Here is a 12,133-nt window from a genome sequence, read left to right on the forward strand (position 1 = left end):
CTATTGATTCGTATCTCATATTTTGTAAATTGAAAATGAAATAATTAAGATAACCACTAATAAATAACTACATTTTGAGATTAGCATCTATTGATATTGGTTCTAATGCCATACGTTTTCAGGTAGTCACAACTCACCCAGGTAAAGCTGATGAGGTTGTTTTTAAAAAGCTAGATTATATGCGTTTTCCTTTAAGGTTGGGTAAAGACGTGTTTAGTGCAGGAAAGATTTTAAGACCCACTGAAGAAAAATTAGTGAAATTAATGAAGGTCTTTTCTACTTTGTTAGATTTATATGAAGTAGATGATTATATAGCTTGTGCTACGTCTGCTATGCGTGAAGCAAGTAATGGAAAAGAAGTAGTAGAAAGGATATATTATAAAGAAGGACTCAAAATTGATATCATTGAGGGGAAAACTGAAGCCGAAATGATAGCATTAACTTTAGATCCATTCATACCTATGGGTAATGTTCTACATATTGATGTAGGGGGCGGAAGTACGGAACTAAATATCTATAAACATAAAACAAAAGTTGCTTCCAGATCTTTCCAAATGGGTAGTGTGAGAGAATTATCCAAAGAGGAACAAGAAAATATGTTTTCAATAATAGAAGAGTGGTACCATGAGCAATCATCGCCCTATTTTAGTAAAGAAGATGAAGTGATCGCTTTAGGAACAGGTGGTAACATTAATAAATTATTCAACCTTTCTAAACAAAAAAAGAGCGATGATAAGACAACATATCTTCCTGAATTAATAAAAATTAGGGAGTGGCTTAAAGAGTTTACATTTAAAGAAAGGGTTAAAAAACTTAGATTAAATGAAGATAGAGCAGATGTTATAATTCCAGCTTCAGAAATATACACAAAGGTAATGGAGCTTTCAACAGCAAAAAATATTGTTGTACCTGGTGTAGGACTTAAAGATGGTATTTTACATTACTTAGTAAAGAAAAGAGGATACACTTCAAATTTATAAATCAAAATAGGCTATCTCAATCTGTTGGGATAGCCTATTTTGATTATAAATGAACTTGATTTTTCTGTGTTTTATCTTACCCTAATAGTTCTACCAACTCTTAAAGTAGTTCGTTTAGAAATACCATTTAAACGACATATTTTTGTCATTGATGTACCATATCTCCTACTAATCTTCCATAGAGAATCACCGCTTCGTATTCTATGATAGACACTTTTCTTAGATTCAATAAGAAGCTCATAACTTTTAGCAGTAAGATCAAAATTTGCAGGCACATCAAATGAATGATTTTCAAAATCTATCAGATCTTCAGGATTGAAACCATAACCTTGGTAGCGAATCTCAAAATGAAGGTGAGGTCCTGTACTTCGGCCAGTATTACCACCTAAACCAATTACTTCTCCGGCTTTAACTTCTTGTCCAGCTTTAACAATGTAACGGCTCATGTGTCCATATAATGTCTCTAAGCCATTTTTATGACGAATCATTACATAATAACCATATCCTCTTCTATTGTATTTTGCAATCCTCACAACACCATCAAACATTGAGTGAATAGAATCACCGATTGACAATCGAGTATCTATACCATGATGAAACCTCCAACGTCTAAAGCCATATTTAGAAGTTACTTTCTCTTTGCTTGCGAGAGGGTAAGCCCATGCAGTAGAATCTCCTTCTCTATATAATTGTAATGCTACACTATCTTTTAAAACATTAGATGAAATATTATAAGGGTTAACATTCCAGTTGTCCCACGTTTTATAATAATCAAATCCATCTAAATATGTGGCATCACAAAATTTACCAGGTTGTAATTCTACAAGGTTTTCACATTGTTCTTTAGTATTAAGATTAATGCGTTTATATTTTTCTGGGATCTGTGAGATCGCCTCATCTTGTTGACAAACTTCTTCTCCATTTTCTAGAGTGAAAGTAACTTTCGGAAGTACAACAGTTGATGAAATTTCTTTATTTTCAATTGTTTCAGTCTTGTTTTTGCCTTTAAATATTTTTTTGAAAAAACCTTGAGCAAGAACTTCTGAAGGAGAAAAACTGAGCAGTATAAAAAATAATGTCAGGTAGACGAATGTAGGTTTAAATACTTGATTTTTTGAACACATAATTTAAGTTTCAGTCACGTAGTAACTATGAAAAAGTAGGACTTGTTTTGTTTGTCTTATTTATAATCTACAAGAATACTAAAGTATGACTAGAAAGGCAATCATTTTTCTGATATATTCTAATGTTTAACGTCTGATTAATTAATAATTCTGATATGTTGGGTAAAAAGAAAGAGGTGATTATAAATCATTTATAATCACCTCTTTTAAATATGTTATATAAAGAAGATTAATCTTCTAATTCTACTAAGTAGCGTTCAGCTTCTAAAGCAGCCATACATCCAGTACCGGCAGCAGTAACAGCTTGTCTATATACCGTATCTTGAACATCTCCTGCAGCAAAAACACCTTTGATATTTGTTTTTGTGCTATCAGGTTGAGTGATAAGGTAACCAGCATTATCCATATCTAACTGACCTTTGAAAATGTCTGTATTTGGTTTATGACCAATAGCAACAAAGAATCCAGTTACGTTAATTACGCTTTCTTCTTTTGTTTTATTATTGAAAACCTTAACACCTTCAACTTCATTATCACCAAGAACTTCTAGAGTTTCTGTGTTCCAATGGATTTCGATATTGTCTTTTTTGATTACTCTTTCTTGCATAATCTTAGAAGCTCTCATTTCATCTCTACGTACTAAAAGATGTACTTTAGAACATAAATTAGAAAGGTAATGAGCTTCTTCGGCTGCAGAATCTCCAGCTCCAACAACAACAACTTCTTGTCCTCTGTAGAAGAAACCATCACAAACAGCACAAGCAGAAACACCTGAACCATTTAAACGAGTTTCAGATTCTAAACCTAACCATTTTGCAGATGCACCTGTTGAAATGATAACTGAATCAGCTTCAATTTCAATTTCATCATTTACTGTAGCAATGTGAGGACCGTTTTCGTTTAATTGAACACCAGTAACAAAGCCAGTACGGATATCAGTTCCGAAACGTTTTGCTTGTTCTTGTAATTCCATCATCATCTGAGGCCCCATAACTCCTTTAGGGTAACCAGGGAAGTTTTCAACATCATTAGTAATGGTTAACTGTCCACCAGGTTGAGGTCCTTGGTATAAAACTGGACTTAAATTAGCTCTTGATGCATATATTGCTGCAGTGTAACCTGCAGGTCCAGACCCAATGATTAGGGTTTTAACGTGTTCTCTTGCCATGTTTTCTATATTTGTGTGTCTTTAAATTCTAAAAATAATAACTGAAATATCTATGAGAGCCATCTTCTTTTACAATTTCTAAGATTACTCGCCCTCTTATTCTTGAGAGAATTTTGTTAAAGTCTTTTGGGTTTTCTAAAGGGTATCGATTAAGAGAAACGAGTATCATTCCTTTTCTTAAGCGCATTTCTTGAATTAAACCACCTTTAACAACTTCTTCAATTCTAATTCCTGTTTTTAAACCAAGTTTCGATTTTTCAAGTTTTGAAAGTGCCGTAAATTTAGCACCGATTTCTTTAGCATCGTAAACTTTTTTATTTAATACGTTAGTTGTTCCATCAATGTTTGTTAAAACAACTGTTTTGTTTAAATATTTTTGATTTCTTAAAATTTTAATATCAATCTTATCTCCTGGAACATAATAACTAAGCTGTTCATCAAAAGCTGCTTCAGAGTCAATAGAGAAATTATCGATAGCTAGAATAACATCTCCTACTTGAAGTTTATTTTTTTCTGCTGCACCTCCCTCAATCTTTGTGATAGCAACTCCTTGAATTTCTTTCATTTTTAATTCCTCAGCAATATCTTCATCAACAGCTTTAATAGCTGCACCAAGAAATGCTTTCTGTACTTCACCATATTTTTTGAGGTCGTTAACTATTTTGGCAACAATATCAGAAGGAACAGCAAATCCATAACCTGCATAACTACCTGTTTTAGAAAGGATAGCAGTATTAATACCTACTAAATCACCGTGTAAATTAACCAATGCACCACCACTATTACCTGGATTAATAGCTGCATCTGTCTGAATAAAAGATTCAATAGGAAAGACATCATTCATAATGCCAATTTTACGCCCTTTAGCACTTACAATACCTGCTGTAACTGTACTAGTAAGATTAAATGGATTACCAACAGCTAGAACCCAATCTCCAACTCTTACAGCTTTTGAAGATGCTATTTGAATTGGTGGTAAACCCTCTTTTTGAATTTTTAGTAAAGCAATGTCTGTAGATTTATCAACGCCAATTAATTTAGCATTATATGATCTTTTATTATAGATGACTTCAATTTTATCGGCCCCTTTTATAACATGATTGTTGGTTACAATGTATCCATCCTCGGTAAAAATAACTCCCGAACCTGACCCAACAGCTACACCAGATGAATTACTTTGCGAGGGGCGTCCAAAAAATAGGTCACTCCATGTTTTTCTGTTACTATATCTATTATTCATATAAGTGACTATATAGACTACAGATTTGGTACTTACTTCGGCAGCATCAGCAAAAGCAGAGAGTTTTAAATCTTCAGAAGATGGTAATTTCTCAAAATTAGAATTACCATAAATAGGAGTAGTGTTTGTTGTTGTATTAGAAGCAAAATTAAATGTTTCTGTATTAGTTGGTGATAGGAATTTGCCATACAGATAAGCTCCACATAAACCACTTATTACTCCAATAATTATTGTAAGTAGAGTACGTTTCATTTTTATTTTTTTTGAGTTAATTAATCAAGAAAAGTGCCTTAGTATTAATTATGACACATTGACATCTGGATTGATCTGATCGTAGGTTATGTTGACAGTTTGGAAATTTTCAAACAGCGTTTCAGTTAATAAGTTAGTGTCATAAATGTGTATTTGTTTTTCAATATCAGAAGATAAATTTTGGTTTATATTATCCATATAGATTAAATGCTCTTGGTGGATAAACAGTGTATCTACACCAGCTTTATTAGCAAGGGAGCAAATTTCAATTATTTCTGAATTTGTGAAATCAATTGGAGGAAGTTTTAATGTAAAAAGTACTTCGTCTTTATGTGCAGTTTGAGCTAGTTGCAAGCATTCTATTTTGCACCAAGTAGGATTGGTTCTAAAAGCCCCAACATTAAGAACGGAAGCTACTTCATTTACTCCTAGTTTTATGAGTTGTTGTAACTCAAAGAGTTTAACTTGAGTGAGTTGATTTCCATTTCCTTCTCCAATACAAGATTGAATTATTAAGTCTGAACCATGGAGATCTCTGCAAACTTTTTTTACCCAATAGCCTGGTATAGACACTCCTTTCAGAGGAAGGTGTAATCCTAGATCAATTAATTTGATTACATCTTCTTCTGAAGAGTATGGGTTTGAAATTTCCGCGATTAAGTGCGTAAATTGCATTATGAGAGTTGTTTAAGGTACATTTGGATTGTATTTTCTAATCCAAAATAGAGTGCGTCACATACTAAAGCATGTCCAATTGATACTTCATCTAAACCTTTAATATTTTGATGAAAATACGCTAAATTCTCTAAATCTAAATCGTGACCAGCGTTTAAACCTAAACCTAATTCTTTTGCTTTTGCAGCAGCAGTAATATAAGGAGCAATAGCTTTCTCTCTATCAATAGAATAGTTTGCTGCATAAGGCTCAGTATATAATTCAACTCGGTCAGCACCAACAGCAGCAGCACCCTCTACCATTTTAGGATCAGGATCAACAAAAATTGAAACGCGTATACCGTCGGCTTTTAATTCTTTGATTACCTTAGTTAAAAAATCTTTATGTTTAATAGTATCCCAACCTGCATTAGAGGTAATAGCATCATCAGCATCTGGTACAAGTGTAGCTTGTTCTGGAGTAACACTTTTAACTAATTCAATAAATCTAGGAGCTGGATTTCCTTCAATATTGTATTCTGTTGTTACCACAGGTTTTAGGTCTAAAGTATCTTGGTTTGTAATATGACGCTCGTCTGGACGAGGGTGAATAGTAATGCCTTGTGCACCAAAACGCTCACAATCCTTTGCAACTTGGACTAAGTTTGGGTTGTTGGCTCCACGAGCATTTCTAATTGTTGCAATCTTATTAATGTTTACACTTAGGCGTGTCATATTTGTATGTTCTTAATTGAAAACTTATTTTCACAAAAATGAATAGAAAGTTGAAAAAAACTACTATCTGATAAGTAAGAATGATGGAAAAGGTTAGAAAATCTTTTTATTTGAAATCAAATTAACTGTTCGTTAACTATTGAAGATTATGATGTTTTGTGTATCTTCACTCAATACGAACAATAAGCAGTTATTTTTATATATCAATAAAAGTTACGATTATCGTAATTTGTTCGTTTTACATAAAGTTCTAAAGAAATGAGTTTAAAAGACAAGGTACAAGAGGCTATGAAAGTAGCGATGAAAAGTAAAGATAAAGTTACACTAGGTACCTTAAAACAATTAAAAGCTAAAATTCAGTTAGCAGAAACAGCTCAAGGAAAAGGTACTGTTTTAACTACTGAAGAAGAATTAAAACTTTTAACTAAAGAAGCTAAACAAAGAAGAGATTCTGCAGATATATACAAAGAATCTGGTAGAACAGATCTTTTAGATATAGAATTAGGAGAGCTTGCAGTTATTGAAGCGTACCTTCCAAAACAATTGTCAGAAGACGAGGTAGAAGCTCAAGTAAAAGAATTAATTGCTCAAGTAGGAGCTACTTCTCCTAAAGATATGGGTAAAGTAATGGGTGCAGCAGGCAAGAAATTTGCAGGTGTTGCAGATATGAAAGTTGTTTCAGCAAAAGTGAAACAAGCTTTAACTTAATCAGATAAAAAAATAATTTATTGTGGAACAAGATTTAGGATTTTTCACTTCATATATTAGAGTAACCGATATATTCCTTCTAGGAATGATTGTTTATGGAGCATACAAAGGTTTTCGTAGAGGGTTTCTGCTAGAAATAATCTCAACGGTAGTTTTTGTATTTGGTGCTTCGTTGATCTTTTTTGGGGTGGCAGGTGCTTTTTCATCATCAAAAACATATGTAGAGACACCAAAATCTACAGTGTTTTTTGCTTATGTAATCTTTTTCTTTGGAGGTACAATGGGTTTAAACCTATTAGGTAAATGGTTACAAGATAAAATAGATTATTCTGTTTTAGATGATTTAGATAATGTAGCTGCTTTAATTTTAGGTGGGTTTAAATATGCTCTATCTCTATCAGTAATTTTAGGTCTTTTTAATTCTGCTGGATTAGGACTTCCTAAAGATGTTACGGAGGATTCAATTATTTATCCAAAATTATTAGATTTAAATGATTGGGTAATTGATGCAGGAGGTACCATAATGCCGAGTATGAAAAGGTATTCTAAGGAAATACATGAATTATTTGAAGAAAATTTATAGAAAAAGGGAAGTTTAATTACTTCCCTTTTTTATTTTTGTGAAAACGAAACAAACAAATATGATTTTACTTCTAGATAACTTTGACTCTTTCACATATAATCTTGTAGATTATTTCACTCAATTAGGTGAAAAAGTAGAGGTGATTCGTAATGATACACCACTAGAAGAAATTATTGTTTATAAATATTCTGCTATTGTACTATCACCTGGTCCTGAAACTCCAGATAAGGCAGGTAATATGATGGATGTGATTGACTATTATCATAAAACACACCCTATTTTAGGAATTTGTTTAGGGCATCAAGCCATAGGAGAGTTCTTTGGAGGAAAAGTAATTAAGGCATTAAAGCCCATGCACGGAAAAATGTCTCAAATAGAATGTACTACATCAACTTTGTTTCAAAATTTACCCGAAAAATTTATTGTTGTACGTTATCATTCTTTGATATTAGATAATGTGCATAACATTATAAATGTTACAGCTAAATCTATGGAAAACGAGATTATGGCTATTGAACATAAAAATTTACCAATATCAGGAGTGCAGTTTCATCCGGAGGCAATTTTAACAGAACATGGTTTGGATATTTTACATAATTGGATTGTATCCTGGAGGGGCTAAATGAAGAAAAACTAGAATTATATTATTTATCCAATAAAGCCATTAAATAATACACTGATTTTTTCCTTTTCTATGCTTATATTAGTGTAATAGGGTTGGTGTAGCATAAACGTGTTTTCTATTATGAACTACATTCCTAATAAAATGACTCAGTACTACGTTTTAAGGTATTCTACTATATGGCGAGATTAAAGCATATAATTAAGCAATTATCCGAAAAAGATTACGAAGCAATTAAAATATCTTTGATAGAAAGTAATGCAGATAAATCCGCTTATTTACTTTCTTCAATGCGTGAAAAAAGAATGTCTGATCAGCAGGTAATGACTGAGCTAGACGTGAATACTAATGCATACTATACTTTAAGATCTCGTTTAAATCAAAAAATTGAAGAATATTTACTACAGCAAATGGAAAGTCCGAGAGCGGACCTTCTAAAAAAAGTAGCAAATATTCATGAAATGGTTTTCACTAAGAAGAGGGCTATATCAATTGTTACATTAAAAAAATTAGAGAAGGAATTATTAGATTATGATTTGTCTAATGAGTTGACGGTTGTTTATAAAGCACTTAAACGATTACATATAAATTCTCCAGATTATTTTGTGTATTCTCAGTTATACAATAAGCATGTTGCGTATATGTTGGCTGTAGATAAAATAGAAGATATTCTTGCAGATTATTTTAAGAAATTTGGTGTTTACGCCTTTACAGGCGATGAAACAGATCGACTCGGTTTAGATTTATTGCATAACGAAATCAACAGTACAACTAAGTTATATGAATCGCATAGACCGTTTGTATATCAGAGTTGTATGAATGTTTTTCACCGTCTTTTTATAGAAGATGAAACAAAAATTGCATTAAATAACGAAGACGATAATGAAGAACCTATTGAAGATATATTCTTGAAAATTGATCAGATTTTTGATCAATATCAAATGGATTCTATTTATTTCCATCTGCATAATGTTTTTGAATTTTTAAAATTAGAATATTATACACATTACGGTGTATTCCGTAAGGCAAGTAAATATTACGATGCCGTAAACGAAGAGGTAGTTCCTTTGCTTATGCATAGTAATTTATATACTTTTCCAACACAGTTTTTACAAACAAAATTACAACGAGCTCTGCAAACAGATACACAAGGAGATTTGTTTGAAAGTAATAAAGAAACATTCGATGATTATGAGCCAGATATAGATGATATACCTAATTATGTATCTTATATAGTCTATAGAGCTATTTCTGCTTATTATGCTGGTGAGTTTGATGAAGCTGCTCGATTCTTGAATAATTTATTAAATGAGGTAAGTTTAAAGAAATATCCTCATGCATTTTTAGAAGTGAAGTGTTTACTTGCTCTTCAATATGTATGTTTAAGGGATTATGAGCTTTTTAATCAATTGTCTAATAGTATACAAAGGCAAATTAGGTTAATGGGTAAAGAAAGTTGCCCTTCAATTACCTTGTTTTTGAAGATGCTTAAAACAGGCATGAGTGAAGCGAAAAGAGACAAAATGACTAAGGTGTCAAATATCATAACAAAATATACACAGATAAAGTCACCTTATATTTTTGCACCTACACGTTCAATCAGAATGGATGATAGATTTATTCGGTTTGTGAGTGGAGATCTAGATTAAAATAAAGATGTTTATATATAACAAAAGAGGCTATTTCAATTGAAATAGCCTCTTTTGTTTAGGTAGAAAAAATATATTTTTATGCAATCTCTAAAGAAGAAAGGTTCTTCTGAGTAAGAGGCTTATTTACATATTTTTTAACGTAACTATAATTTTGTGATCGACTAATATCCTGTGGGTTAATCGAAGAAGTTAACATTACAATCTTACATTTCTTTTTGGTTGATTCAGAAAGTTGATCAAATAAATCTAAGAATTGAAAGCCATCCATTAAAGGCATATCAATATCAAGAAATATAAGTTCAGGTAATATTTTATCAGATACATCACCTAATTTTTCAATATTACGTAGAAACTCAATGGCACTTTTTGCACCAGAATGAATAAAAATATTGTCACTTATTTTAGATGCTTCAATCATCTTTTGATTAATGAGGTTGTCAATTTCATTATCATCAATCAACATCACAGAATAGTATTTTTTTTGAGTCATTTGGTATAAGTAAAGCGAAATAGAAATCAATTATAGAGTACTATTAAATGGGACTTGTTAATTAACCACTGTATCGTAACTAATTCTTATATCAATATATGGAAAATAGAGAAGAACCTCAAAGGTTTTTTAGCTTAATTACAGTGTCGCCGGTACTTTGTATGTAATATTTACAATCAAACGTAAAAAAAAGTAATTTAAAATAAAGTCTACATTCTATTCATAAATAAAATGTAGACCTTATCTTAAAATTTATTACTATTTACTATCTAAATATCAAATTTAATACCTTGTGCTAAAGGTAATACTCTACCGTAATTTACAGTATTTGTTTGTCTACGCATATATGCTTTCCACGCATCAGAACCAGATTCTCTTCCACCACCGGTTTCTTTTTCTCCGCCAAAAGCTCCTCCTATCTCTGCACCTGAAGTACCAATATTTATATTTGCAATTCCACAGTCAGATCCAGCAGCACTCAAAAATGCTTCAGACTCTAATAAATGGTTTGTAAAAATAGCAGATGATAATCCTTGTTTTACGTCGTTTTGAATACGGATTGCATTTTCAACTTCGCCATCATATTTAATTAAATACAAGATTGGAGCAAATGTCTCATCTTGTACAATTTGATAATGATTTTCTGCTTCTACGATGGCAGGGTGAACGTAATTACTAGAAAGACCTTCTTTTGAATAAGAATCTCCACCAATCAATAGTTTACCACCTTCAGATGTAGCTTTATTAATAGCTGCTTTGAAAGCATCAACAGCATCATTATCAATTAAAGGACCAACTAAAGAACTTTCATCCAAAGGATGACCAATTGACAATGAAGGATATATTTTTAATAAACGCTCTTTTACTTTATCATATTGAGAAGCATGAACAATTAACCTTCTAGTTGATGTACATCTTTGACCACAAGTACCAACGGCTCCAAATACAGTTGCACGAATCGCCATTTCTACATCAGCATTTTCTGTAATAATTAACGCATTGTTACCACCAAGTTCTAATAAAGATTTTCCTAGTCTAGCACCAACTGCTTCAGCCACTTTTTTACCCATTCTAGTAGATCCTGTAGCAGAAACTAAAGGAATACGGGTGTCATGAGACATACTTGCTCCAATTGCTGCATCACCAATGATATAACTAAAAATACCTTCAGGCAAATCATTTGCTTTCAGTACGTCTTGTAAAATGTTTTGACATGCAATAGCTGTAAGCGGTGTTTTTTCAGAAGGTTTCCAAATACATACATTACCGCCAATTGCTGCAATCATAGCGTTCCAAGACCAAACAGCAACGGGGAAATTAAAAGCAGATATAATACCTACAATTCCTAGTGGGTGCCATTGTTCAAACATTCTATGGTCTTGTCTTTCAGACTTCATTTCTAAACCATAAAGTTGTCTAGATTGTCCAACAGCAAAATCACAGATGTCTATCATTTCTTGAACTTCACCAAGTCCTTCTTGATAAATTTTACCCATTTCGTAAGTAACTAACTTACCTAGTGGATCTTTATATTTTCTTAGAGCTTCACCAATCTGACGAACAATTTCGCCTCTTCTTGGTGCAGGAAGTGTTTTCCAATTTTCGTAAGCTTTTTGGGATGTAGCAACAATATGATCAAGATCTTCTTGAGTTGCCATTTCTACTTCTGCTATTACTTCACCATCTGTTGGAGAAACAATTTTTCTTGTTGCTCTAGAAGGATCTAAAGTTGCAAAAGTTCTTCCTGTAGAGAATGCAGGGTTTCGTTTCTGGATTCCAAGTTCAGCAAGGAAATCCAAATTAATAATAGTGTTAGTGTTCATTGTCTTTATGTGTTTTTTTATGGTGCGTAAATTTGAATAAAAAAAGGTGGATTATCCAAAAAAATACCCCAAAAGAAAGAATAAAAAGTGTGTAATTAACACA

General features: G+C 32.2%; 12 protein-coding genes. 5 read left to right on the forward strand and 7 right to left on the reverse strand.

Features of this window, described 5'->3' with window-relative positions; all coding sequences use genetic code 11:
* Positions 1-74: 74 nt before the first annotated feature.
* Positions 75-980 (forward strand): Ppx/GppA phosphatase family protein, encoded by a 906-nt coding sequence (locus tag KM029_RS17630; RefSeq protein WP_144074500.1) that lies wholly within the window; start codon positions 75-77, stop codon positions 978-980.
* A 71-nt stretch (positions 981-1,051) separates the two neighbouring features.
* Here the strand turns inward: KM029_RS17630 and KM029_RS17635 are convergent, their stop codons facing one another.
* The 5 genes from KM029_RS17635 to KM029_RS17655 all read right to left on the reverse strand — a co-directional run bounded on the left by KM029_RS17635 (position 1,052) and on the right by KM029_RS17655 (position 6,152).
* The gene (locus tag KM029_RS17635; protein ID WP_144074501.1) at positions 1,052-2,104 is read right to left on the reverse strand and encodes a M23 family metallopeptidase; all 1,053 of its coding nucleotides are present in this window, start codon (positions 2,102-2,104) and stop codon (positions 1,052-1,054) included.
* Positions 2,105-2,333: 229 nt separating this feature from the next.
* Positions 2,334-3,272 carry a thioredoxin-disulfide reductase gene (gene trxB / locus KM029_RS17640; RefSeq protein ID WP_144074502.1) on the reverse strand — a complete coding sequence of 313 codons (939 nt, stop codon included), beginning with the start codon at positions 3,270-3,272 and terminating at the stop codon, positions 2,334-2,336.
* 28 nt (positions 3,273-3,300) lie between these two features.
* Complete coding sequence (locus KM029_RS17645; protein ID WP_144074503.1) at positions 3,301-4,764, reverse strand: trypsin-like peptidase domain-containing protein; 1,464 nt, start codon at positions 4,762-4,764, stop codon at positions 3,301-3,303.
* Between the two features lie 48 nt (positions 4,765-4,812).
* Positions 4,813-5,439 carry a hypothetical protein gene (locus KM029_RS17650; protein WP_144074504.1) on the reverse strand — a complete coding sequence of 209 codons (627 nt, stop codon included), beginning with the start codon at positions 5,437-5,439 and terminating at the stop codon, positions 4,813-4,815.
* Positions 5,439-6,152 carry a pyridoxine 5'-phosphate synthase gene (locus tag KM029_RS17655; protein WP_144074505.1) on the reverse strand — a complete coding sequence of 238 codons (714 nt, stop codon included), beginning with the start codon at positions 6,150-6,152 and terminating at the stop codon, positions 5,439-5,441. The genes KM029_RS17650 and KM029_RS17655 overlap by 1 nt, the downstream gene beginning before the upstream one ends.
* Positions 6,153-6,410: 258 nt before the next feature.
* Between KM029_RS17655 and KM029_RS17660 the strand changes: the two genes are divergently transcribed.
* The 4 genes from KM029_RS17660 to KM029_RS17675 all read left to right on the forward strand — a co-directional run bounded on the left by KM029_RS17660 (position 6,411) and on the right by KM029_RS17675 (position 9,714).
* Entirely contained in the window at positions 6,411-6,860 is a 450-nt protein-coding gene (locus KM029_RS17660) for a GatB/YqeY domain-containing protein (protein ID WP_144074506.1), read from the forward strand.
* 22 nt (positions 6,861-6,882) lie between these two features.
* A complete protein-coding gene (locus KM029_RS17665) occupies positions 6,883-7,443 on the forward strand; it encodes a CvpA family protein (RefSeq protein ID WP_144074507.1) in 561 nt (186 codons plus the stop codon).
* 58 nt (positions 7,444-7,501) lie between these two features.
* A complete protein-coding gene (locus KM029_RS17670; RefSeq protein ID WP_144074508.1) occupies positions 7,502-8,065 on the forward strand; it encodes an anthranilate synthase component II in 564 nt (187 codons plus the stop codon).
* Between the two features lie 179 nt (positions 8,066-8,244).
* Positions 8,245-9,714, forward strand: a complete 1,470-nt coding sequence (locus tag KM029_RS17675; protein ID WP_144074509.1) for a hypothetical protein — start codon at positions 8,245-8,247, stop codon at positions 9,712-9,714.
* 79 nt (positions 9,715-9,793) lie between these two features.
* Here KM029_RS17675 and KM029_RS17680 read toward each other — a convergent pair whose 3' ends face one another.
* Both KM029_RS17680 and amaB read right to left on the reverse strand, forming a co-directional pair.
* On the reverse strand, positions 9,794-10,207 hold the full coding sequence (locus KM029_RS17680; RefSeq protein WP_144074510.1) for a response regulator: 414 nt from the start codon (positions 10,205-10,207) through the stop codon (positions 9,794-9,796).
* A gap of 269 nt (positions 10,208-10,476) precedes the next feature.
* Positions 10,477-12,030: an L-piperidine-6-carboxylate dehydrogenase gene (amaB, locus tag KM029_RS17685; protein ID WP_144074511.1), complete on the reverse strand. Its 1,554-nt coding sequence runs from the start codon at positions 12,028-12,030 to the stop codon at positions 10,477-10,479.
* Positions 12,031-12,133 lie beyond the last annotated feature (103 nt).

This window comes from Flammeovirga kamogawensis (assembly GCF_018736065.1).
In the GTDB taxonomy this organism is placed as follows: Bacteria; Bacteroidota; Bacteroidia; order Cytophagales; family Flammeovirgaceae; genus Flammeovirga; species Flammeovirga kamogawensis.